This window comes from Acinetobacter pittii (genome assembly GCF_034064985.1).
In the GTDB taxonomy this organism is placed as follows: Bacteria; Pseudomonadota; Gammaproteobacteria; order Pseudomonadales; family Moraxellaceae; genus Acinetobacter; species Acinetobacter pittii_H.
Genome location: NZ_CP139249.1, coordinates 3,568,019 through 3,593,523 on the forward strand (window position 1 = coordinate 3,568,019; position 25,505 = coordinate 3,593,523).

20 protein-coding genes and 5 tRNA genes are annotated in these 25,505 nt (G+C 41.3%); 1 reads left to right on the forward strand and 24 read right to left on the reverse strand.

Features of this window, described 5'->3' with window-relative positions; translation table 11 throughout:
- Window positions 1-205: 205 nt before the first annotated feature.
- A complete protein-coding gene (locus tag SOI76_RS17075; protein WP_104080673.1) occupies window positions 206-1,630 on the reverse strand; it encodes a Na+/H+ antiporter family protein in 1,425 nt (474 codons plus the stop codon).
- A 101-nt stretch (window positions 1,631-1,731) separates the two neighbouring features.
- The gene (locus SOI76_RS17080; protein WP_104080674.1) at window positions 1,732-2,610 is read right to left on the reverse strand and encodes an alpha/beta fold hydrolase; all 879 of its coding nucleotides are present in this window, start codon (window positions 2,608-2,610) and stop codon (window positions 1,732-1,734) included.
- A 117-nt stretch (window positions 2,611-2,727) separates the two neighbouring features.
- Between SOI76_RS17080 and SOI76_RS17085 the strand changes: the two genes are divergently transcribed.
- Entirely contained in the window at window positions 2,728-3,213 is a 486-nt protein-coding gene (locus tag SOI76_RS17085; protein ID WP_104080675.1) for a DUF4442 domain-containing protein, read from the forward strand.
- A gap of 44 nt (window positions 3,214-3,257) precedes the next feature.
- Here the strand turns inward: SOI76_RS17085 and SOI76_RS17090 are convergent, their stop codons facing one another.
- The 22 genes from SOI76_RS17090 to gspN all read right to left on the reverse strand — a co-directional run bounded on the left by SOI76_RS17090 (window position 3,258) and on the right by gspN (window position 25,448).
- A complete protein-coding gene (locus tag SOI76_RS17090; RefSeq protein WP_032054250.1) occupies window positions 3,258-3,614 on the reverse strand; it encodes a hypothetical protein in 357 nt (118 codons plus the stop codon).
- Between the two features lie 206 nt (window positions 3,615-3,820).
- Window positions 3,821-4,186: a hypothetical protein gene (locus SOI76_RS17095; RefSeq protein WP_016142414.1), complete on the reverse strand. Its 366-nt coding sequence runs from the start codon at window positions 4,184-4,186 to the stop codon at window positions 3,821-3,823.
- Window positions 4,187-4,365: 179 nt separating this feature from the next.
- Complete coding sequence (rpoC, locus tag SOI76_RS17100) at window positions 4,366-8,559, reverse strand: DNA-directed RNA polymerase subunit beta' (RefSeq protein ID WP_025470394.1); 4,194 nt, start codon at window positions 8,557-8,559, stop codon at window positions 4,366-4,368.
- An 86-nt stretch (window positions 8,560-8,645) separates the two neighbouring features.
- Window positions 8,646-12,734 carry a DNA-directed RNA polymerase subunit beta gene (gene rpoB / locus SOI76_RS17105; protein ID WP_016142416.1) on the reverse strand — a complete coding sequence of 1,363 codons (4,089 nt, stop codon included), beginning with the start codon at window positions 12,732-12,734 and terminating at the stop codon, window positions 8,646-8,648.
- Between the two features lie 304 nt (window positions 12,735-13,038).
- Window positions 13,039-13,410: a 50S ribosomal protein L7/L12 gene (gene rplL / locus SOI76_RS17110; RefSeq protein WP_001229360.1), complete on the reverse strand. Its 372-nt coding sequence runs from the start codon at window positions 13,408-13,410 to the stop codon at window positions 13,039-13,041.
- A 42-nt stretch (window positions 13,411-13,452) separates the two neighbouring features.
- Window positions 13,453-13,959, reverse strand: coding sequence for a 50S ribosomal protein L10 (gene rplJ / locus SOI76_RS17115; protein WP_002115099.1), 507 nt, complete (start codon window positions 13,957-13,959; stop codon window positions 13,453-13,455).
- Between the two features lie 312 nt (window positions 13,960-14,271).
- Window positions 14,272-14,967: a 50S ribosomal protein L1 gene (gene rplA, locus SOI76_RS17120; RefSeq protein WP_005065788.1), complete on the reverse strand. Its 696-nt coding sequence runs from the start codon at window positions 14,965-14,967 to the stop codon at window positions 14,272-14,274.
- 3 nt (window positions 14,968-14,970) lie between these two features.
- Entirely contained in the window at window positions 14,971-15,399 is a 429-nt protein-coding gene (gene rplK, locus SOI76_RS17125) for a 50S ribosomal protein L11 (RefSeq protein ID WP_001074682.1), read from the reverse strand.
- A 109-nt stretch (window positions 15,400-15,508) separates the two neighbouring features.
- On the reverse strand, window positions 15,509-16,042 hold the full coding sequence (gene nusG, locus SOI76_RS17130; protein ID WP_016142418.1) for a transcription termination/antitermination protein NusG: 534 nt from the start codon (window positions 16,040-16,042) through the stop codon (window positions 15,509-15,511).
- A 7-nt stretch (window positions 16,043-16,049) separates the two neighbouring features.
- A complete protein-coding gene (secE, locus tag SOI76_RS17135; RefSeq protein WP_002114837.1) occupies window positions 16,050-16,490 on the reverse strand; it encodes a preprotein translocase subunit SecE in 441 nt (146 codons plus the stop codon).
- Window positions 16,491-16,565: 75 nt separating this feature from the next.
- Window positions 16,566-16,641: transfer RNA gene (locus tag SOI76_RS17140), tRNA-Trp, on the reverse strand.
- A 60-nt stretch (window positions 16,642-16,701) separates the two neighbouring features.
- Window positions 16,702-17,892 (reverse strand): elongation factor Tu, encoded by a 1,191-nt coding sequence (gene tuf / locus SOI76_RS17145; RefSeq protein WP_016142009.1) that lies wholly within the window; start codon window positions 17,890-17,892, stop codon window positions 16,702-16,704.
- Between the two features lie 147 nt (window positions 17,893-18,039).
- Window positions 18,040-18,114, reverse strand: a tRNA-Thr gene (locus SOI76_RS17150).
- Window positions 18,115-18,127: 13 nt separating this feature from the next.
- Window positions 18,128-18,203, reverse strand: a tRNA-Gly gene (locus SOI76_RS17155).
- Between the two features lie 37 nt (window positions 18,204-18,240).
- Window positions 18,241-18,324, reverse strand: a tRNA-Tyr gene (locus SOI76_RS17160).
- A 54-nt stretch (window positions 18,325-18,378) separates the two neighbouring features.
- A tRNA-Thr gene (locus SOI76_RS17165) sits at window positions 18,379-18,454 on the reverse strand.
- Between the two features lie 98 nt (window positions 18,455-18,552).
- A complete protein-coding gene (gene trpE, locus SOI76_RS17170) occupies window positions 18,553-20,046 on the reverse strand; it encodes an anthranilate synthase component I (RefSeq protein ID WP_032055585.1) in 1,494 nt (497 codons plus the stop codon).
- 109 nt (window positions 20,047-20,155) lie between these two features.
- Window positions 20,156-20,824, reverse strand: coding sequence for a phosphoglycolate phosphatase (gph, locus tag SOI76_RS17175; protein WP_104080732.1), 669 nt, complete (start codon window positions 20,822-20,824; stop codon window positions 20,156-20,158).
- A gap of 65 nt (window positions 20,825-20,889) precedes the next feature.
- Window positions 20,890-21,516: an FHA domain-containing protein gene (locus tag SOI76_RS17180; RefSeq protein WP_104080731.1), complete on the reverse strand. Its 627-nt coding sequence runs from the start codon at window positions 21,514-21,516 to the stop codon at window positions 20,890-20,892.
- Window positions 21,517-21,556: 40 nt separating this feature from the next.
- Window positions 21,557-23,827 carry a type II secretion system secretin GspD gene (gene gspD, locus SOI76_RS17185; protein WP_104080730.1) on the reverse strand — a complete coding sequence of 757 codons (2,271 nt, stop codon included), beginning with the start codon at window positions 23,825-23,827 and terminating at the stop codon, window positions 21,557-21,559.
- A gap of 41 nt (window positions 23,828-23,868) precedes the next feature.
- The gene (locus tag SOI76_RS17190) at window positions 23,869-24,705 is read right to left on the reverse strand and encodes a type II secretion system protein N (protein ID WP_104080729.1); all 837 of its coding nucleotides are present in this window, start codon (window positions 24,703-24,705) and stop codon (window positions 23,869-23,871) included.
- Window positions 24,705-25,448, reverse strand: coding sequence for a type II secretion system protein N (gene gspN / locus SOI76_RS17195; RefSeq protein ID WP_032055592.1), 744 nt, complete (start codon window positions 25,446-25,448; stop codon window positions 24,705-24,707). Before gspN ends, SOI76_RS17190 begins: the two co-directional genes overlap by 1 nt.
- Window positions 25,449-25,505: the final 57 nt, after the last annotated feature.

Consider the following 25,505-nt stretch of genomic DNA (forward strand, 5'->3'; position numbering starts at 1 on the left):
AACCAACTATTTTAATAGGCTTTAATTCCAACCACATTAATCAAGATTATTTTATATTACCAACCATTTTAATATACTTTTAATTCTGAGTATTTTAATATAATTTATTTAAAATACATGTTTTATTTGAGCAATAAAAAACCTTCTTAATTTAAATCTAAAGATTATGATTAAGAAGGTTTATATTTTAATATTTTATAAAAAACTATAAAACCATGGCAGCAATCCAGCCAAAAATTAATAGCGGAATATTAAAGTGAATAAAGGTAGGGACTACTGTATCCCAAATATGGTCATGTTGCCCATCTACCCCTAAACCAGCTGTTGGCCCTAAGGTTGAGTCAGAGGCTGGCGATCCAGCATCACCTAATGCGGCTGCTGTACCAATAAGTGCAATCGTTGCTAATGGTGAGAAACCAAACTGCACACATAAAGGCACATAAATAACAGCTAATACAGGAACACTTGAGAAAGATGAACCAATACCAATTGTCACAAATAAACCAATACAAAGCATTAGGAAAGCAGCAAGCGCGCGGTTATCTCCAATAATCTCGACTACACCATTTACTAGCTGATTAATATCACCAGTATGAGTCATTACTGAGGCGAAACCAGCAGCAGAAATCATGATGAAGCCTACTAAAGCCATCATTCGCATGCCTTGTACAAAGACATCATCTGCATCTTGCCATTTAAAAATTCCGGCAGTAGATAGAACAGCAAAACCGACTAAACCACCCAAAATCATCGAACCTGAATATAGCTGCGCAGCAAGCGTCAAGCCAATTGCGAGCAATGCCATCAAGATCGTTTTCTTTGCAATAACTGGTGCTTGCTCTGCTTCATGCTTTAACTCTTCAGCATCTGCTTTTAAGTCAGCTGTTTCATCCTGGGTCGTTGCGCGAATAGGTTTATCTAAATCAATCGTGGTCACAGGGGTAATCGCACGATCAGCATAAATTCTCGGTTTACGGTAGCTAATAAATACAGCAACCAAGGTGCCTAAAACCATCCCTAAAACAGGAATGGCCATGCCAATTGGCATCATTGCCCGATCAACATGTAAGCCGTACCCTGCCCCAATTTTGTTGATATTTCCCATCAAAATCTGTTCAAGGAAAATTGCACCAAATCCAACTGGAAGAAAAATATAAGTACCAACCAAACCTAGCGTAAGTACACAGGCTGCGGCGCGGCGGTCTAATTTTAAATGATTCATTACCCGTAATAGTGGCGGAACCAGTACAGGAATAAAGGCAATATGAACTGGAATAAGGTTTTGAGAGAAAATAGCAGAAATTAATAAAATACCTAAGAGGAGATACTTCACTTTAGTCTGACGGCTTTTCCCAGCTTCCATTCCCAATAAACCAATCAGCTTATGAGCAAGTAAATCAGGTAAACCAGATTTTGATAGAGCCAAAGCAAATGCCCCTAACACTGCATAGGCAAGTGCAACTTCAGCACCATCGCCAAGACCAGCGTTAAAAGCTTCAACGGTTTGGGAAAGGCTTAAACCTGCTACGAGGCCGCCCACAATGGCAGAAACCACTAAAGTCAGTACGACAGAAACGCGCGCCAGTGATAATAAGAACATCACTGCAATCGCAATAACGACAGCATTCATGAATAAGTTCAGAGCAAAACAAAAGGCGATATTCTAGCAGATTCATATCTATGAAGCCGAAAATATCGCCGAATTAACAGTTTTATGCAGTCATTCTATTCTTAAGCTTGAGCTTTAATAAACTCACGAATATGAGCTGCTATTTTCTCAGGCTCACTCAGAATTGCCCAGTGATTTGCGTTAAGCTCTACATATTCAAATTTTTCAACCCACTTTGGCATAGCGTCAGTGATATATTCTGGGCTTACAAACGTATCGTATTTTAAAATAACCGCTTTTACTGGGCACTGCGCATAACGTTGACGTGGGCCAGTTAAGCGAGGAATAAAATTGGCACGATATAAATTAATGCCATATTTACCATCAGCATTAATATTATTATTTAAAGGTAAATTACTTTTCCTTTCTAGCTGAGTAAGAACTTTACCCCATTTTTCTGGACTAAAAAGAGACCATACAATGGGTGCTAATAACGGAAGATGGAATGCCCCGATATACCAAGATTTAGTTAAAATTTTTAAGATTTGAGCTGGTGAAGATTTAAATTTATCACGTAAAAATAAAGCAGCATGATCAAGACATGGTCCAGAAATGGTGGTGTATGATAATAAACGACCTTTAAACTTAGGCTCGGTGACCGACTCCCAAGACTGAATCGAGCCCCAATCATGTGCAGCCATATGGAATTGACGATTTGGCAATAACTCATCAACAACTTCTTGGAGATCTAAAGATAAACGCTCTAAACGGTAATCACGTATACGTTTTGGTATAGATGACATACCAGCTCCACGCACATCGTAAGTAACAATATAGAAGTCATTGATCAAATGCTCAATGATTGATTCCCATACTTCCTGATTATCAGGGTAACCATGTACTAAAACCAACGGTATATTTTTTTCGTCACCCCATGTTTTAGCACAAAGCGTTTGTTGATCACTTGTTGTTACTGTATGAACTTTTGGCTGCATAATCATTTCCTATCTTGTTTTTCAATCGATCATGTCGTTAGTCGGATAGAGCATTGCCATCACTATAAAAAAGATGATACTTATCTAGTATGAATACTGTTGCAATAAAAAAAATTGACTATTATGGCTATTTTAAGAAGACTTCAGAACAATCCTACGATTTCAAAATTTCTATTTAATCACTATCCCCCTTATCGTGGTGCAGGGATTTATATTGAAATCATGAATTTAGAACTTTGCCATGTACGCGTAAAAATGCCACTGACTTGGAAAAACCAAAATTTAGTTGGTACACATTTTGGTGGAAGCCTTTATTCAATGGTTGACCCATTTTATATGATGATTCTTATGCATCATCTCGGATCAAAATATATTGTTTGGGACAAAGCTGCCGAAATCAATTTTCTTTCGCCTGGGCGCAGCACTGTACATGCAGATATTCGAGTCGATTTAGCCGAAATTGAACAAATTCGTGAACTTGCCGAAAACTACGCACCTGTTTTAAGAACCTATCATCTAAATATTTTTGATGAATCTGGGGTACGAATTGCAGAGGTTCAAAAAACACTTTATATCAGACGTAAAAAAGCTAAGCCTTTCCCTCAATAAAAATAAGCGCTTATTAGCGCTTATTTTATAAATCTGCAAACCTTTTATTTTTTCTCTTCAATTGCTGCACCAGCACCACCACCGATTGCACCACCAATAGCTGCACCAGAGTCACCGCCAATCAATGCTTTACCTACTACAGAACCAATACCAGCACCAATTGCGCTCTTGGTAGTTGTTTGTTTACTACCACCTTGGGTATTAGAACCGACGCCAGCACCAACTGCTGCACCTAAACCTGCACCAACACCGCCACCGACATGGTTACCTAAGCCACCACCAAGTGCTCCACCTGCCGCCGCTGCACCAATACGCTGGTCAGATGGGCTCATATTTTGACAGCCTGTGAACATAAGTGTAGACAACATTAAAGCAGAAACTAATCCAATTGTTTTTTTCATGACCGTACTCACTACTATCTGTCCTAATGAAAAGAATAATCCTCTTTTATGAGGAATTTGATCAGATTGTGTTATTCGTCTGTCCTAATCGATTGATATTTTGTAAAGCTATTCCTTTTACACTCATTAATAAAAAACTTAATTAAAAAAAAAGAAGTCTTTACTAAGATAAAGACTTCTTTTTTTTAAATTTTATTAAGGGAATGTTAGTACTTCCCTTTCTTCTCTTCATAAGCCGCGCCTGCACTACCACCAAGTGCTCCTCCAGCCGCTGCACCAGTATCGCCACCAATGATAGCTCCACCTAAAACAGCCCCTAAACCTGCACCAATTGCACTATTACGTACGGTTTTACTGCTAGATCCCTTTGCATTAGCTGCAACCCCTGCACCGAGCGCCGCTCCTAAGCCAGCACCAATATTACCACCCACATGTTTTCCTACCGCACCACCTGCACCGCCACCAATCGCTGCCGAACCAATACGTTTACTTTCTGGACTAGCATTTTGGCAACCAACGAATAAAGTTGTTGACATGAGGCCAACACTAACAATCATCATCATTTTTTTCATTAGATATACTCCAGTCTTCGTATGCAGGTAGCCTAATGCGTTTTTGTGAAGTTTTTATCTCGCTTAAGTAATAAATTAATGACTCTTTAAGATCTTTATGTAATGACAACTTTTTATTGTTAAAAATAAAGATAAATAAAAAAGGCACCCTAAGGTGCCTTTTTAATGCCAGTTTAAACTTAGAATTGTTCTGAGTTTAATGCTTGACTGAACGCTTGGTCTACTTCGCTAAAGTCATTATGCAGCTCATGTTCTGCAGCTTCAGCTTCTTGACGACGACGCTCTAAGTGGTACGCAAGACCAGTACCTGCTGGAATCAAGCGACCTACTACAACGTTTTCTTTCAAGCCACGTAAATCATCTTCTTTACCTGTTACAGCCGCTTCAGTTAACACACGAGTTGTTTCCTGGAACGATGCAGCAGAGATGAACGAGTCAGTAGAAAGCGATGCTTTAGTAATACCCATCAATTGACGTTCAAACTTCGCTGGGAACTTGTTCTGAGCCAAGACAGCTTGATTCTCTTGAACAACGCGGATGTAATCCACTTGCTCGCCTTTGATGAAGCTTGTATCACCGCCATCAGTGATATCAACTTTACGCAACATTTGACGTACGATAACTTCAATGTGCTTATCGTTGATTTTTACACCTTGGAGACGGTAAACGTCTTGAACTTCGTTCACGATGTAGTTAGTTAATGCAACTTCACCTTTCAAACGCAAGATATCATGTGGGTTTTGTGGACCATCAGAAATAGTCTCACCACGGTTCACATGCTCGCCTTCGAATACGTTGATTTGACGCCATTTTGGAATCAATTCTTCGTAAATCTCAGAACCATCATCAGGAGTAATTACCAAACGGTTTTTACCCTTAGTCTCTTTACCGAAGCTTACAACACCTGATACTTCAGCAAGAATTGCATGCTCTTTTGGCTTACGCGCTTCGAACAAGTCAGCTACACGCGGAAGACCACCAGTAATATCACGAGTACGTGATGTTTCTTGTGGTACACGACCAATAACGTCACCCACACCAATCGTTTCGCCATCACGGACAGTTACGATTGTATTTTGTGGCAAGAAGTAGAACTGCTCGCCGCCATCTGTTGTATCCAACACGATTGCAGGACGTAAATCTTTACCAGAAGCAGGACGAGCTGTTACAGGCAAGATTTCAACAGTAGTCATACCAGTTGCATCATCAGTTTTCGATGTTGCAGTTACGCCATCAGCAATTTGGCTGAAGCGCGCTTTACCAGCAACTTCTGTTACCAATGGATGTGTATGCGGATCCCAAGTCGCTACGATACCGCCAGCTTCTACAGCTTCACCATCTTTCAACAAGATGCTTGCACCGTAAGGAAGTTTATAACGCTCGCGCTCACGACCTAAATCATCGGCAATACCAATTTCACCTGAACGTGAAACTGAAACCAAGTGGCCTTTTGCATGTTGTACAGTTTTCACATTATGGAAACGTACAGTACCTTTGTTACGTACTTGAACACTGTTCGCAGCAGAAGTTCGGCTCGCAGCACCACCAACGTGGAACGTACGCATTGTTAACTGTGTACCCGGCTCACCGATTGACTGTGCAGCCATTACACCGACTGATTCACCTGGGTTCACCAAGTGACCACGTGCAAGGTCACGACCATAACAACGAGCACATACACCGAATGTTGATTCACATGCGATTACTGAACGTACTTTAACTTCATCGACACCAGCTTCTTCAAGCTGAGCTGCGATTTTCTCGTCAATTAACGTACCGCGAGGTAATACAACTTCATCATCAGATGCACGACGTACATCTTCAGCAGTTACACGACCTAAAACGCGGTCACGTAATGGCTCGATGACATCACCACCCTGAATGAATGGAGTCATTACTAAACCACCCGCTGTACCACAGTCAGGTTCAGTAATAACCAAGTCTTGCGCTACGTCTACAAGACGACGAGTCAAGTAACCAGAGTTCGCAGTTTTCAATGCTGTATCGGCCAAACCTTTACGCGCACCGTGTGTTGAAATAAAGTACTGAAGTACTGTTAAACCTTCACGGAAGTTCGCTTTAATCGGAGTCTCAATAATCGAGCCATCCGGTTTTGCCATCAAACCACGCATACCAGCAAGCTGACGAATCTGCGCCGCACTACCACGGGCACCCGAGTCAGACATCATATAGATGCTGTTGAATGATTTTTGTTTCTCGTCTTCACCTTGTTTGTTTTTAACAAGTGTATAAGACAAGTTATCCATCATTGCTTTAGCAACTTGGTCGTTTGTGCGCGCCCAAATATCGACAACTTTGTTATAACGCTCACCAGCAGTTACGAAACCTTGTTCGAACTGTTGTTCGATTTCACGAACTTCTGTTTCTGCTTTATCAATAATGGTGTGCTTAGTAGGTGGAATGAGCATGTCTTCCATACCTACAGATACACCTGAACGAGTCGCTTGACGGAAACCCAAGTACATTAATTGGTCAGCAAAGATAACTGTATCTTTCAAACCAAGTTTACGGTAGCAAGAGTTGATCAATTTAGAGATGTTCTTTTTAGTCATCTCAAGGTTGATCATGTCAAAGCTTAAGCCTTGTGGAACAATTTCCCAAAGCAAACAACGACCAGGAGTTGTATCAACAATAATAGTTTCGTGTTCACGTTCACCATTTTCATTGATAACAGTCTGATGTACACGTACTTTAACACGTGCATGGATCGCAACCTGACCAGTAGCAAGTGCACGGTTTACTTCATGAGTATCCGCAAACACCATGCCTTCACCTTTGGCATTTACAGCATCACGGGTGATGTAGTAAAGACCCAAGACAACGTCCTGAGAAGGAACGATGATTGGCTCACCGTTTGCTGGTGACAAGATGTTGTTTGTCGACATCATCAATGCACGAGCTTCTAACTGTGCTTCAAGTGTCAATGGAACGTGTACCGCCATTTGGTCACCATCGAAGTCGGCGTTAAACGCAGCACAAACGAGTGGGTGAAGACGGATTGCCTTACCTTCAATAAGAATAGGTTCAAATGCTTGAAGACCTAAACGGTGAAGTGTTGGAGCACGGTTCAACATGACTGGATGTTGACGAATTACAGAAGCAAGAACGTCCCAAACTTCCGGAGTCTCACGCTCAACCATTTTCTTCGCAGCTTTAATGGTAGTCGCCTGACCTGAAGCTTGTAGTTTCGCGAAAATGAATGGCTTGAATAATTCAAGTGCCATTTTCTTCGGAAGACCACATTGGTGAAGACGTAAAGTAGGACCTACAGTAATTACCGAACGACCAGAATAGTCAACACGCTTACCTAATAAGTTCTGACGGAAACGACCTTGTTTACCTTTGATCATATCTGCCAAAGATTTTAATGGACGTTTGTTAGAACCAGTAATCGCACGACCACGACGACCGTTATCAAGCAATGCATCTACAGACTCTTGTAACATACGTTTTTCGTTACGTACGATGATATCTGGAGCAGCAAGGTCAAGAAGACGCTTCAAACGGTTGTTACGGTTAATGACACGACGATATAAATCGTTCAAGTCAGAAGTCGCAAAACGACCACCTTCAAGTGGAACTAATGGACGTAAGTCAGGTGGAAGTACAGGAAGTACATTCATCACCATCCATTCTGGCTTGTTGTTTGAATCTTTGAATGCTTCCATCAATTTCAAGCGTTTAGACGCTTTTTTCAACTTCGTTTCAGAAGTTGTTTGAGGAATTTCTTCACGTAAACGTGCGATTTCAGCTTCAAGATCGATATCTTTCAACAAGTCCTGAACCGCTTCTGCACCCATTTTCGCAGTGAATTCATCACCGTGCTCTTCAAGTGCATTGAAGTATTCTTCGTCTGTTAAAAGTTGATACTTTTCAAACGGAGTCATACCAGGGTCAGTTACAACGTATGATTCGAAATACAATACACGTTCGATATCACGTAGTGTCATATCAAGTAACAAACCGATACGGCTCGGTAACGATTTTAAGAACCAGATATGTGCAACTGGAGAAGCAAGTTCAATGTGACCCATACGTTCACGACGAACTTTCGCTGTAGTTACTTCAACGCCACATTTTTCACAAATGACGCCTTTGTATTTCATACGCTTGTATTTACCACACAAGCATTCGTAATCTTTTACTGGACCAAAGATTTTGGCACAGAACAAACCATCACGTTCTGGTTTAAAAGTACGGTAGTTAATTGTCTCAGGTTTTTTAACTTCACCATGAGACCATGACTTAATCATTTCTGGTGACGCAAGACCAATACGGATACGGTCAAACTCAATTGGTGCATGACCATCTGAGTCCGTTTTCTTACGCATGATATCGAGCAAGTCTTTCAATTTTTTTCTCCGTGTGTCGGGAAGCAGCGCTTACCCGACTGGGTCACAAATATTGTTTTTACCTAAAAAATCGTGAGTCTTAAGACTTAATCACCATTTTTTAGTTCAATGTTGATACCTAAAGAACGGATCTCTTTGGTCAATACGTTGAACGATTCAGGCATACCCGGATCCATATAATGGTTACCATCTACAATATTCTTATAGATGCGTGTACGACCTTCAACGTCATCCGACTTAACAGTTAACATCTCTTGGAGAGTATATGCTGCGCCGTAAGCTTCAAGTGCCCAGACCTCCATCTCACCGAAACGCTGACCACCGAATTGTGCTTTACCACCAAGCGGTTGCTGTGTAACAAGAGAGTAAGAACCAGTTGAACGCGCATGCATCTTGTCGTCAACCAAGTGGTTCAATTTGAGCATGTACATGTAACCTACAGTTACAGGACGATCAAACTGTTCACCTGTACGGCCATCATACAATACTGTTTGACCTGTACGTGAAATACCAGCTAACTCAAGTAAGTCTTTAATTTGACTTTCTTCAGCACCATCGAATACAGGAGTAGCCAAAGGTACACCAGCACGCAAGTTGCCTGAAAGTGCTAAGATTTCATCATCAGTTAAGCTATCAAGATCTTCTTGCTCACCACCGACTTTGTTATAAATCTTGTCTAAGAATTCACGCAGTTCTAAAACTGTACGTTGTTCTTTCAACATTTTCTCGATTTTATCACCAAGCCCTTTAGCCGCCATCCCTAAGTGAGTCTCAAGAATCTGACCCACGTTCATACGAGATGGTACACCCAGTGGGTTCAATACGATATCTACCGGCACACCGTTAGCATCGTGTGGCATGTCTTCAACAGGTAGGATGTTAGATACAACACCTTTGTTACCGTGACGACCAGCCATCTTATCACCAGGCTGAATACGACGTTTAACAGCTAAGTAAACTTTAACAACTTTCAATACACCAGTTGTTAATTCATCACCTGTTGCAAGCTTACGTTTCTTCTCAGCGAATTTCTCATCAATTTCTGCGCTCTTTTCTTTTAAGAACACTTGAATTTGAGTTAAACGCTCAGCGATTGCTTCATCTGCTGGTTGAATTTCAAGTAAATCAACAAGCTCTAAACCAGATAACACTTCTTCAACGAGTTTGTCACCACGTTTAGTTGAACCACCGCCATTAGACTCTTGGCCTTTAAGCAAACGAATTACACGCTCACGAGCTGCTTCTTCAAAGATCTTGTATTCTTCTTTCAAATCTTTACGGTAAGCATCAAGCTGTGCTTTTTCGATAGCTAATGCACGGTCATCTTTCTCTAAGCCATCACGAGTGAAGACTTGAACGTCGATAACTGTACCTTTTGTACCAGATGGAACACGTAAAGATGAATCTTTAACATCAGCTGCTTTCTCACCAAAGATTGCGCGAAGCAATTTTTCTTCAGGAGTTAACTGAGTTTCACCTTTAGGTGTTACTTTACCAACGAGGATGTCGCCTGCTGTAACTTCAGCACCGATATAAACGATACCTGATTCATCAAGTTTAGAAAGTGCAGCTTCACCAACGTTAGGAATATCGGCAGTAATTTCTTCTGCACCTAACTTAGTATCACGCGCTACACAAGATAATTCTTGAATATGAATAGAAGTTAAACGGTCTTCTTGAAGTACACGCTCAGATAATAAGATCGAGTCTTCATAGTTGTAACCATTCCAAGTCATGAACGCAACGCGCATGTTTTGACCAAGCGCAAGCTCACCCATATCTGTAGACGGACCGTCTGCCAAGATATCACCGCGAGCAACTTTGTCGCCTAAATTCACGATAATATTTTGGTTGATACAAGTGTTCTGGTTAGAACGCGTATATTTAATGAGGTTGTAGATATCTACACCGGCCTCACCAGCAATCATCTCATCTTCGTTTACACGAATAACGATACGAGAAGCGTCTACGTATTCAATTGCACCACCACGGTTTGCGATCACACACACACCAGAGTCACGTGCAACGTTCGCTTCCATACCTGTACCTACAAGCGGCTTATCCGCACGTAGAGTAGGAACTGCCTGACGTTGCATGTTTGAACCCATAAGCGCACGGTTCGCGTCATCGTGTTCAAGGAATGGAATAAGTGACGCAGCAACAGATACGACCTGCTGAGCAGAAACGTCCATATGCGTCACTTTTTCTGGTGGCATACGTACGAATTCACCTTGATGACGAACAGAAACAAACTCTTCTGTTAAGTTGCCATCTTTATCTACTGCAGAATCGGCCTGTGCAATAACAGTGCCTACTTCCTCAATCGCAGATAGGTATTCAACTGCATCAGTTACTCGACCATCTACCACTTTGCGGTAAGGTGTTTCCAAGAAACCAAAGTCATTTGCTTTTGCATATACAGAAAGCGAGTTGATCAAACCAATGTTTGGACCTTCCGGCGTTTCAATTGGACATACACGACCATAGTGAGTTTGATGTACGTCACGTACTTCGAAGCCCGCACGTTCACGTGTTAAACCACCAGGCCCAAGCGCTGATACACGACGCTTATGCGTAATCTCAGATAATGGGTTGTTTTGGTCCATGAACTGAGATAATTGGCTTGAACCAAAGAATTCTTTGATTGCAGCTGCAACTGGTTTAGCGTTAATTAGATCTTGTGGAGACAAGTTATCTGTTTCTGCTTGGCTTAAACGTTCTTTAACTGCACGTTCAACACGAACTAAACCAACACGGAATTGGTTTTCAGTCATTTCACCAACAGAACGTACACGACGGTTACCCAAGTGATCGATATCGTCGACTTCACCTTTACCGTTACGGATTTCAACTAATGTACGTAATACATCAATGATATCTTCGTGCGATAAAATACCTTCTACTTCACGTGACTTCTGGTCAGTACCAACTTCGTATGGACGACCCAAACGACGGTTGAACTTCATACGACCTACTGGAGATAAGTCGTAACGCTCAGAAGAGAAGAATAAGTTGTTGAATAAGTTTTCAGCAGCTTCTTTTGTTGGCGGCTCGCCTGGACGCATTACTTTATAAATTTCAACTAATGCTTCTTCACGGCCAGCTGTTGTATCTGCACGTAATGTGTCAGCAACAAACGAACCACGATCAATATCGTTCGTAAACAAGATATTGAACTGTTTAACACCACCTTCTGCTAGTTTCACCATAACTTCATGGCTTAACAAAGTATTAGCAGCAATTACTTCACCATCACGCAAAGTAATATTTTCAGCAGTAATACGCTCATATAAGTATTCATCTGGAACTGAAAGTTTTGTTAAACCAGCAGCTTCCATTTGACGTACGTGACGAGCATTAATACGCTTACCTTGCTCAACAATAACTTTACCGTCATTGTCAGCAATATCAAATTGCGCCATTTCCCCACGTAAACGTTCAGGGACTAGGTCAATCTGATAACTGCCCATATCAAGATACACAGGTACTTTTTCATAGAACAAATTCAAGATTTGTTCATTGTTATAACCTAGTGCACGTAATACAACAGTAGCAAGTAATTTACGACGACGGTCAATACGTACGTAAACTAAGTCTTTCGCATCAAATTCGAAGTCTAACCATGAACCACGGTAAGGAATGATACGTGCTGAATACAACACTTTACCACTTGAGTGGGTTTTACCTTTATCGTGATCAAAGAAAACGCCTGGTGAACGATGTAATTGAGATACGATTACACGCTCAGTACCATTAATGACGAATGTACCGTTTTCAGTCATGAGTGGAATTTCACCCATATAGACTTCTTGTTCTCGTACGTCTTTAATTGATTTAGTTTCGCGATCTTTAATAATCAAACGAATTTTAACGCGCATTGGTGCCGCATAAGTCGAACCACGAAGAATACATTCGCGTACATCGAACTCAGGTTTACCAAGGCTATACTCAACAAATTCTAAAGCAGCATTGCCAGAATAACTTTCGATAGGAAAAACTGAACGAAATGCGGCTTGGAGACCGATATCTTCGCGGTTTTTTGGAGTTTTGCCATCTTGCAAGAATGTTCTGTACGAATCGACCTGAATCGATAGTAAGTACGGTGCATCCATTACTTGGGGCAATTTACCAAAATTCTTACGGATCCGTTTCTTTTCGGTATATGAGTATGCCATCTGGAGTCCTCGGAAAGTAAACTAAGCCCGCCTGCAGAACGGGCTCAGAAGGAATTACGCAGGCCGATATGGCCACCACTGTTTACAAATGCTGCAATTTTTAGTGGTATAAAAACGCTTAACAATATTTTTAAAAAAGAAAAATATTGGTAAACATTTGAAATTTCTTGTTTTATTTTGATTTTCTCAAAAATCAAACAAAACTTACAAAAATCGAGCCGATTATTGTAACGCAAAAAGGCTGATGACCCAAGAGCCATCAGCCATTTTATGGAGCCGATTTAAAAACCGACTCCTTTTACAATTACTTAAGTGTAACTGTAGCACCAGCTTCTTCAAGTTTCTTCTTAAGTTCTTCGCCTTCTTCTTTAGAAACGCCTTCTTTAAGAACTTGAGGAGCACCTTCAACTAGGTCTTTAGCTTCTTTAAGACCAAGACCAGTTGCTTCACGAACTGCTTTAATTACAGCTACTTTGTTAGCACCGAAAGAAGTCAACTCAACGTTGAATTCAGATTGTTCTTCAGCAGCAGCAGCAGCGCCACCAGCTGGAGCAGCAACAGCAACAGCTGCAGCTGAAACGTTGAATTTCTCTTCGAAAGCAGAAATTAATTCAACAAGTTCAAGAACAGTTTTTTCAGCAACTGCGTTTAAGATTTCTTCGTTAGTTAAAGCCATGAGAATAACTCCAAATGGATATTGAATGGTGTGTAAAATTGATTAAGCAGCTTCTGACTCGTTTTTCTCTTTGAGCGCTGTAATAAGACGACCCAATTTCGAAATAGGAGCTTGAAGGACAGAGGCAAGCATAGTAAGAGCTTTCTCTTGGTTCGGAAGGTTTGCAATTACGCTAACGTCAGCACCTTGATAAACTTTGCCGTCAAATGCAGCAGCTTTTAACTCAAATGCTTTATTAGTTTTAGCAAAATCTTCGAACAAACGTGCAGCTGCACCCATGTCATCTTCAGAAGTTGAAAAACCTAGAATTGTTGGACCAACAAGGTTGTCGTTCAAGATATTGAATTGAGTATCTTGAAGTGCGCGTTTAGCCAAAGTGTTACGTACAATACGTGTAGAAACACCTAACTTACGAGCTTCAACACGGAGTGTTGTTAATTGCTCTACGCTTAAGCCTTGGTAGTCAGCAACAACGGCTGCAAACGCCTTAGAAGCAACTTCACTTACTTCCGCAACGATCTGTTTTTTGTCTTCAATAAGAAGAGCCATTGTAAAACCTCCTAAGGTGATTTATGTACCCAATAGGCACACTCCCAATTCGTAAGCCTTTCGACTTACACGCGGAGGAGGAACAAATCACACCACCGCGTCTACGCAGGCTGTTTTATTAAGAAAAGTGCTATTCGAAAACAACATCTTTTCGCCTGAGGTCTTTGACGCTGATAAATTCTCATTTATCAATTCAAAGTCCGCCTGATGAGTAAGGGATGAGGCTTTGACCTCCCCCAACCTAATAGAAAAATATTTCTATTTAGGCTCTGTCCCCAATCAGGACTTTAAAATTCTTTACTAAGTCTAAACTTAGTTAGAAACGTTGTTTACATCAACAGTAAGACCAGGACCCATAGTTGAGCTCAAAGTGATCTTTTTGATGTATACACCTTTAGAAGTTGCAGGTTTTAACTTTTTCAAGTCAGCAACTAAGGTTTCAACGTTTTGACGGATAGCAGCAGCATCAAAGCCTAATTGACCGATCGCAGCATGGATAATACCCGCTTTGTCTACACGGTAACGAGCCTGACCAGATTTAGCGTTTTTAACAGCATTCGCTACATCAGGAGTTACAGTACCAACTTTAGGGTTTGGCATTAAACCACGTGGACCAAGAATTGTACCGAGCTTACCAACAACACGCATAGCGTCAGGAGCAGCGATTACAACATCAAAGTCAAGGTTTCCACCTTGGATGCTTTCAGCAAGGTCATCAAAACCTACAACATCAGCACCAGCTTCTTTAGCAGCTTCTGCTTGAGCGCCTTGAGCAAATACAGCTACACGTACAGTTTTACCAGTACCTGCAGGTAATGTAGTTGCGCCACGAACAACCTGATCAGATTTACGTGGATCTACACCAAGGTTTACAGCTACATCCAAAGATTCTTTGAACTTTGCAGCAGGTAGGCTGTTAAGAACTTGTACCGCCTCTTCCAAAGTGTAAACTTTGTTTGCTTCAACAGCAGCAGCAATGGCTTTTTGACGTTTAGTTAACTTTGCCATGTCTTATAGCTCCACTTCCAAGCCCATAGAACGTGCAGAACCAGCGATGGTACGAACACGTGCGTCTAAATCAGCACCAGTTAAATCTGGTTCTTTAGTAGTCGCAATTTCTTCTAACTGAGCACGAGTCAACTTACCAACTTTAGTTTTGTTTGGTACAGATGAACCCTTTTGAATACCAGCAGCTTTCTTAAGAAGAATAGAAGCTGGAGGAGTTTTCATGATGAATGTGAACGACTTGTCGTTGTACACAGTAATCACTACAGGAATTGGAAGACCTGGTTCAACTTTTTGTGTAGCAGCATTGAATTCTTTACAGAATGCCATGATGTTTACACCACGTTGACCTAATGCAGGACCAATTGGTGGAGATGGATTTGCTTTACCAGCTGGAACTTGCAGCTTGATATAGCCGTCAATCTTCTTAGCCATTTTAAAATACCTCTGGGTACAAACGCCGCTAGGCTCCCCAATCTTTACGCAACACTACTGTTACAACAACAATGCCCGATAAAATCGGGCGCTTTTCAACCAATTAAGATTAAATCGTTTTTTCGACTTGGCGAAATTCGAGTTCAACCTGTGTTGGTCGATTAAATACATTAATCGTCAACGTTAAACGTGACTTATCGTATTGAACTTCTTCCACCACACCTTTAAAGTCTGTGAATGGACCGTCAATAACAAGTAATTCTTCACCTGGCTCAAACATCGTTTTAGGACGTGGTGCTTCACCAGTATTACGTACACGCGCAAGAATTGCATCTGCTTCACGCTGAGTGATTGGTGCTGGTTTTTCAGGTGTACCACCAATAAAACCTAGAACCTTTGGACATTCTTTAACAATATGCCAAGTATCATCATTCATTTCCATTTCAACTAACACGTAGCCAGGAAAGAATTTACGCTCAGATTTACGTTTCTTGCCATCCTTCATTTCTACCACTTCTTCGGTAGGAACAAGGACATCACCAAAGCTATCAGCAACAGCGCTACGCTGGATTCGTTCTGTAAGTGAACGCAACACTTGTTTTTCATAGCCAGAGTAGGCATGAATAATGTACCAACGTTTCATAGCTCTTTTACCCGATAATCAACTTAATTAACCAACCCAAACCATAGTCAAAGCACCATAAAACCAGTGATGCAACAACTACAACCAATAGAACCTGCCACGAAGTAGTGACTGTTTCTTGTTTTGTTGGCCAAGTTACTCGACGCAATTCGACTCGTGCATCTTTTAGCAAACGAACGAAGCCTTTACCTTGATGGGTGGCGTATAATAAACCTAAAGCCACAACGATACAAGCAAAAATTGCCCCAACGCGCACCCAAACATTATTTGCAGGCGCCCAATACGCTGGTAAGTGCTGATTCACCATGGTAGCTAAAAGCAACAATGCTATTGCAATCACCCATAGAACAATGTCTAGAGGCGAACCAGAACGAACAACTTCAGCGGAATTATTTCTTTGAGGAATTGGCGCGTCGCTCAATGCGTCACGCGATTTATCATTCGACATTTTTGTACTCGTCGTAGAACTCGCGACTTATTATATGAACAACTAAGCCAGCATCAAGCTTTTTATTTCAAAATATGGCAGGTCAGGAGGGACTCGAACCCCCAACATTCGGTTTTGGAGACCGACGCTCTACCAATTGAACTACTGACCTATAAAGCAGATTGAGAGCCAAAGCCCTCAACCTGAGACGTAATCCGTCACTATAATATGCTTATGCAGTTACTTTCGCAACAACACCAGCACCTACAGTACGACCACCTTCACGGATCGCAAAACGTAGACCTGGGTCCATTGCGATTGGGTGGATTAATTCTACTGACATTTCAACGTTGTCGCCTGGCATAACCATTTCAACGCCGTCTTGTAATTGGATTGCACCAGTTACGTCAGTTGTACGGAAGTAGAACTGTGGACGGTAACCATTTAAGAATGGAGTGTGACGACCACCTTCTTCTTTAGAAAGTACGTATACTTCTGCGTCGAATTTAGTGTGCGGCTTGATTGTACCTGGTTTAGCAAGTACTTGACCACGTTGTACGTCTTCACGCTTAGTACCACGAAGTAAGATACCACAGTTCTCACCTGCACGGCCTTCGTCAAGAAGTTTACGGAACATTTCTACGCCAGTTACAGTTGTTTTAACTGTATCTTTAATACCAACGATCTCTACTTCTTCACCAACTTTAACGATACCAGCTTCTACACGGCCTGTTACTACAGTACCACGACCAGAAATTGAGAATACGTCTTCGATTGGCATTAAGAATGCTTTGTCGATAGCACGTTCTGGTTCTGGGATGTAAGAGTCAAGCGCCTCAACAAGAGCAAGAACTGAAGGCTCGCCATATTGACCAGCATCGCCTTCCAACGCTTTAAGCGCAGAACCACGGATAACTGGAGTGTCATCACCTGGGAAGTCATAAGTAGAAAGAAGTTCACGAACTTCCATTTCTACTAATTCAAGTAATTCTTCATCATCAACAAGGTCACACTTGTTCAAGAATACGATGATGTAAGGTACACCAACCTGACGAGAAAGAAGGATGTGTTCACGAGTTTGTGGCATTGGACCGTCAGTCGCAGCACACACAAGGATCGCGCCGTCCATCTGAGCAGCACCAGTAATCATGTTTTTAACGTAATCGGCGTGGCCCGGGCAGTCAACGTGCGCGTAGTGACGAATTGGAGAATCGTATTCTACGTGTGAAGTATTAATTGTAATACCACGTGCTTTTTCTTCAGGTGCTGAGTCGATTTGTGAGTAATCTTTCGCTTCACCGCCGTAAGTTTTTGCACAAATAGTTGCAATCGCAGCAGTTAAAGTTGTTTTACCATGGTCAACGTGACCGATTGTGCCCACGTTTACGTGTGGCTTATTACGTTCAAACTTAGCCTTAGCCATGTTTATAGTCCTCGTTTACGTCGAACACAATTCTGAGCAAAAACCCAGCATCGACATATCGCCAAAAAAATCAAACACCCAATACTTGAAAAGCAGACTAATAAGCCTGCTTTTTAAATCTTTGTAGATAATCTACTAAACTGTATCTGGAGCTCTTATCGAGATTTGAACTCGAGACCTCTCCCTTACCAAGGGAGTGCTCTACCACTGAGCTATAAGAGCGATTATCCTTCGATGGAGCGGGAGACGAGGATCGAACTCGCGACATGCAGCTTGGAAGGCTGCCGCTCTACCAACTGAGCTACTCCCGCACTGTGTTGGTATATATACCACTTCAATCGAAGTTAATGGTGGTGAGAGAAGGATTCGAACCTTCGAAACTTTCGTAGCGGAGTTACAGTCCGCCCCCTTTGACCGCTCGGGAATCTCACCATATCACACTTATTTCAGTGTTGTTCTTTACTTCACAACTACACACCTTTAAGATGGTGCCGGCACACGGATTCGAACTGTGGACCTACTGATTACAAGTCAGTTGCTCTACCAACTGAGCTATGCCGGCTCTTCTTAGTGTTTCGTACGTTTCGTATCGGAACGGTGTGCAGTTTAGCAAAACTTCCAAACGATGCAAGCGGTTTTTTAAAAAAAACCGCTAAAAACTCATAAAATCAATCCGTTTGATGATAATTCAACCGCTTTGATCACTGCGCGAGCTTTTATTTGCGTTTCATTCCATTCGGATTCAGGATTTGAGTCCGCAACCAAGCCCGCTCCAGCCTGCACATACACTTTTTTATCTCGAATAACACAAGTACGGATTGCAATCGACATATCCATTTCACCGTGCCACCCTAAATATCCTACTGCCCCACCAAAGACTCCTCTTTTTACAGGCTCAACTTCATCAATAATTTCCATTGCACGAATTTTTGGTGCACCCGATAAAGTACCTGCAGGGAAAGTCGCCTTAAATACATCTAGCGCATCGATATCATCGCGAACTTCGCCTTGTACATTTGAAACAATGTGCATGACATGCGAATAGCGCTCAATCACCATTTGATCAGTCACTTGAACCTTCCCAATTTTGGAAACTCGCCCAACATCATTTCGACCAAGATCAATCAACATTAAATGCTCTGCGATCTCTTTTTCATCAGAAAGTAAGTCTTTTTCTAAAGCAATATCTTCTTCTTTAGTTTTTCCACGAGGTCTAGTACCTGCAAGCGGACGTACTGTCGCAATACCATTTTCGAGGCGAGAAAGAATTTCTGGTGATGACCCTACAATATGAAATGGCTTTTTATCTGTAATGGTTTGTCCTTGCACCAAAAATAAATAAGGCGAAGGATTTAAATGACGCAAAGCACGATAGACCTGTAGAGCTTCACCATCAAAATCAGAAACCATACGCTGGCCCGGAACAACCTGCATCACATCTCCCGCACGGATGTATTCTTTAACCTTTTCTATGGTCTCAAGGAATTTTTCTTTGCCGGTAATTGATTCAAAATGTGGAGGTGTATGTGGCTTAGCTTGCAAACTTACTGGTGTAGCCAACAATTGCTCTAATTGATCTAACTTTTGTTGAGCATCTTCATAGGCATTTGGCTTGGTAGTGTCAGCATGAACAATTAAGAATAAAGTATCTTTAAGGTTGTCAAACACAATAACCGTCTTTGATAGCATTAACCATAAATCTGGCAATGTAATTGGATCAGCCGCAGGGACATTTTTTAAACGTGGTTCTATGTAGCGAACCGCATCATAGCCCAAATACCCTACTAATCCACCCGTAAAGCTCGGTAAGTTTGGCAACTGTTCAACAGAAGGCACTTTAAACTGCTTCTGGAATTCACGAATATATTGAAATGGATCTTGGCAATCTTGTTGTGTGATTGAGCCATCAGCGTGCTGTATAGATAGAATACCAGCATTACATGAGAACACCGTCGACTCGCCTAAACCAATCATAGAATAGCGGGCCCAATTTTCGCCGCCTTCGACGGACTCAAATAAATAAGCCTGTGTCTGGTCTTTAAAACGAGCAAAAACAGATAAAGGAGTTTCTGTGTCTGCTAAGCGTTGGCGATAGACTGGAATCGTGTTGTAGCCTGAAGCCTTAAGTTGTTCAAATTGCGCTAATGTAGTCATGAATTCTTCTCTAATATGGTTTCGATTTAAAAGGGTGTTTTTCTAGATTCGATTTAGACACGCCATCGAAAAACCATACGCTTATTCATGCTGATCTCCATTTCATTCATTAGATAATTAACTCAGCCAAACTATCAACAACTTGCTGAGGTTGGCAATCATAGATATTTTCTCCATGATTATAGCCATAGCTAACCACAATACAATCAATTCCCGCGCGACGCGCAGCCTCAATATCATTACTTGAATCACCAATCATTAATGATTGTGAAGCAGATATTTTTAGACTTTGCATGCAGTGCAATAATGGCAATGGATGAGGTTTTCTCTCAGGCAAGCTATCCCCACCCAGTACGACTTGGAAATATGGAGAGAGCTCCAAAGCATCAAGTAACCCTTGGGCAAGTTGTACAGGCTTATTCGTAACGCATGCCATTTGTATATTTAAAGTTTTACAATGTTTTAAAAACTCAGTTACCCCAGGGTAAATTTGAGTATTCACACAAAGCTCGGCACTGTAAATATCAACAAATTTCTGCAGTAGAATTTTATGCTGTTCAGTATCTAATTTCCCAAAAATATGAAACAGAACACTTTCACAAAGTTTAGATACTCCCTTACCGACCCATTCTCGTATCTGGGCTTCTGTTATTAAAGGCCAGCCTAATTCTTGCAAGCTTAAATTCATTGATCTATATAAATCAGCAGCAGAATCAACTAGTGTTCCATCCAAATCAAATAAAATTAAATCGCGCTTATTTAGTTGTGCAACAGACATCTTGTTCTTCTCAAAATTAAAAAGGCATGCTTTTAGCATGCCTTGATTGTAAAAGCAGCAAAGGATTATTTAAAGAATAACCATGCTAATACAGCTAAGATTACTAAAATAATAATAGTTATTAAACCAACCGAGGCATTCTTCTGTTGCTCTTTTTCTTCTGCAACACGAGAAACTGGCTCATCAAAAACAATAGGCGTTTGCTGTTGTGCATTGATATCCACACCTTCTGGAATAGGTGCAGGTTTTGGAATAGAAATATTCTGCGGCATACCATCGCGACGAACTTCGACTTCTGCAGCGCGCTCTGCAAGGCTCGGCATTCCTTGATCGCTTAAATCTGGGGATGATGTTGTATGTACAGGCTCGGCTTCAATTTCAGGTAATTCCGTGATTTTCTGTGCAGGCGCTAGTACAGAAAATTTAAAACTAGCGAACTGAACAATATCACCATCATGTAGCTGCTTTTCTTGCTCAATACGAATATCGTTTACAAATGTGCCATTTGATGAATTAAGGTCTTGCACCCATAGCGCTTGATCTTTTAGAAGCAATGCAGCATGGCGACGTGAAATTTCAGCAGCTTGCAACAATACATCGGCATCTTGATGACGCCCTACCAACATATCACGATCAACATTAATTTCCTGGCCAGTAATTTCACCAGTAATTGCTTGTAGTTTCCAAGTCATGCGTATGTCCTATTCATTTTTTATCAATCATAACATGCTACTACTGTGCTGTGCTTGGGCGCAGTGTCGTTGTTGTTACTGTATTTTTAGTACGATTAACTTCAGGATCAGGTAACTGCAAGGTTTGCTTTTGAACTGCGGGCTCTACCGCTACAGGTGTGGTTACTGTCGAAGTTTTTCCACCCGACGGGACCTGCTGATAGTTTTTCGGTTGAGAAGCAATACTAGGTGGTGTCATTTTTTGATTATAGACATCATCAACCTGTTCAGGCAGTTTTGCAAAATTACCATTTTTATCCATTGCCAATTGTAAGCTATAAAGTTGACTATAACGCTGCTGAGACAAACGGCGCACATCATTTGCATCACCCACAATTGTTGGGTGGATAAAAACCAGAAGGTTACGCTTCACATTACTTCGAGTATCCGAGCGGAATAATCTACCTAAGTATGGAATACTGCTTAACCCAGGAATACCTTGACGGTTAAACTCAACATCATCAGATACTAAGCCACCCAAGACTACTGTCTGTCCATGTTCTGCTAATACAGCCGTTTTAATAGCACGCTTATTGGTAATTAAGTCGGCAGCCTGACCTTTACTTGCCTGAACATTTGAAACTTCCTGTTCAATCTCAAGTCGAACTGTGCCATTTTCACCAATGTGAGGTATAACTTTTAATGTCACCCCCACATCTTTACGTTCAACCGTGGTGTATGGGTTGATCCCCGTACTGTTTGTAGTGACCGATCCTGTTACAAATGGTACGTTCTGACCGACAACAATATAAGCTTCTTCATTGTCCATCGTTACAATAGAGGGGGTAGACAATAAATTAGAAGCTGTATTCTCTTTTAAAGCTTGGATTAAAGCTCCATAAAGCTGGCGAGAACCATCCGCACCCTCTTTATACTTCCCTAATGCAATTGAACTACCCGCTCCAATTGCACTTCCCAAACCAGAAGCACCGCCAGTTAAGTAACCTGCTGCCAATGAAGCTAGACTTGAACCCGCATTCGTAAAATTAATTAGACCAATACCACTATTAATGTCACCAAGTGCCCATTGCACCCCTAATTGATCAGCATCTTTACCTGAGACTTCAATAATCGCAGCTTCAATAAGGACTTGCTGACGGCGAACATCGAGCTGCTGAATAGCAGATTCAATTTCACGCATTAATTGAGGGTCTGCCTTAACCACTAACGAGTTCTGGGCATTATCCGCAATAATGCTCACACCATTTTGGCTAAAGCTAGAGATATTGTTCTGATTATTATTGTTCGAATTACCGTTTAAATTAATAGATGGCGTAGAAATCGAGCTACTATTTGAACCAGAGGTATTTGAACTGGAATTCTGGTTATTACCCATCAAATTATTGATCGGATTCGATGTATTAGAAGAACTGTTATTACTATTTGACGAAGAAACAGCCTGCCCCGTCACAAGACCTTGTAAAATCTCAGATAAATTTTTTGCACTTGCATATTTCAAGCGAAAAACTTTTAAACCACCTAATCGATCTGCCGAAGGCACATCCAGCATTTCAATCATATGGCGAATGCGCTTACGCGTTTCAGGATCACCCTTAACTAAAATACGATTGGTACGGTTGTCTGCAATAATACGAATACGGGCACCATTAAAATCTTTAGATGCTCCCGTAGCACTCATTGCCTCCAGTTGAGTAATAATTTCTTCAGCTTGGCTCGATTGGAGGCCTATTGCCTCAATATCATTCTGGCCAGTACCATCTAAATTACGAATAATATTTTCAAGTTGATAAATATTTGCCGCACGGTCCGAAACAATCAGTGCATTAGTCCCTGCAATCGCAGCCATATGTGCAAATTGCGGCATTAATGGACGAAGTGCTGGAATTAAATCATTAGGATTGGTGTTTTCAAGCCAAATAACTCGGGTAACAATCTGATCACCACGCAATTTATTTCGCGAATCGTAAGGAATTCCCGAATTTTTAACATTGCTATCCGGAACCAGTTTAATGGTGTTACCCGAAGGAATTGCTACCACTCCATTTACGTTTAAGACTCCAAGAAACAGATCATAAACTTCATTTTTATTGAGGGGTTTATTCGATATTACTGTGACGTTGCCACGCACTCGTGGATCTACTGCAAAGTTTTTACCCGTAATGTCTGCCACTTCATTAATAAAAGCAGTTAAGTCAGCATCACGTAAATTGATCTTCCATGTTTGGGCATAGACGCTGCTGCTCACTGTCGCAATCAATGGGGCTGCTGCAAGTAATGCCCAAAGTGGACGTTGATGATTCAATAAAGCCATAACTTGCGATAATTCCTAACTCTTATGGTGACGTGTTATCACTAAAAATTTTGTTGTATGGTCATCACTTGATCACCACGTTTTATTTCTATTTTCACTTGCCCAGCTCGACGAGCCTGTTCAAGTAACTGCACATCCGTTTGTCCCTGCCCAACCGTTTGACCGTTTAAAGAAACAATCCGATCACCCGGCCTTAAACCTAACTTATTTCGAAGCGCAGTGGGTGTACGTTCTGTAACTTCAAAACCCTCACCAGAGATACCACTAACACCCATGTCACGTAGATATTGTTCACGGTTGCCTTGCATTTGCTGAATGGCCTGTCCTAACGCCTCTTGAGCCGTATTAACAGGTGCCGATGATTGAGGCGCAGTAGCAGTTGGCTGTGAGGCATCTGGTGTCATAGGCTGATACAAACCATTTGGCAAACCTTTAAACTGGAGTTCACGAGTACTTCCATTACCTTGACGCAATATCACATGATCCCAATAAACTTCTGCCAACTGATAAGAGGTAGAACCTATTGTTTCTCCCACTCGATATCGGTCGGCAATATTGTCTAGCTTAATAACAGCCGAAGAAAAACGGTTCGGATACCCCAGCATCACACCTTGTAATTCTAGGTTGACATTTTCCTGAGCTGCATTGGCTGAAGGTTCATTAAAAAGCGAAAAAGTACTAATGTTAGGAATTTGCGGTTGCTGTGATCCCAACTCGACCCGATCAAACTGCATCATTTGAGGAGGGGCAATTACCCACCAAAATAGTGATGCTAATTTCCAACACAACCATAAAACCAAAAAGGCAAATACAACCACACTTAAACGATCTAATTTTTGCCATTGTAGTTGCTGTAATTTCTCAATCCATACTTTCATTAGTTACCCCCTTGAATTAAGGGTTGACGAGAACTAATGACAAACGTATCTAAACCAGCTTTTCCATCGTAAGATGGGATATTAAGTAATAATCTTTGCGTGAGTTGTACATCAAGCATCATATTGGCATCTAACAAAAGATTCGCCATTTTCTGACTGCGTTGATCGCGTATATCAACTTGCAACTGTCCATTCTGATCCGTTAATTGCCCATTTAAAGAAGGCATATTCATACGATCTTGACGATCACCGATATTATAAATTAAAGCACCACCACCCCAATGTAATTGACCATCAACTGCTGCGAACCCCTGCTCTTTTTTATAATTAAACTCAATATCTTTCAGTTGAATGCTGTTCGCAGGCCATTGCCAATTCACAATTTGTTTTAATGTTTCAGGTGCAACCTGACCATTCATATTCTTTACAATTACTTTTTTCCCCACACCATAGCCCATTACCCCAGATAACTGGGTATTTCCACTATGGATATCTACATCAGCAGCAAACCTTAATAAAAACAGGTCTAGAGGTCTAGTTTTCCAATGAATCGAGCCTCTTAAATTACCACGCCGCCAATCTGCTTGGCCTTGCCAGATATTTCCACTTACATTGTGTAGAGTTTGATTATTCTTTGAAAATTTAGAAATAAGCCACGTCGCCGGGATCTGTAAAATAATAAAAATTAGAAATGCAATGAGGGCAAAAAACCACCACTTCCATTGCTTAGACTTTTTCTTCATTCAGCCTTACCAACATGCAAATTATCGTCCTTATTTTGAGAGTAGCTCCCTAGTCTG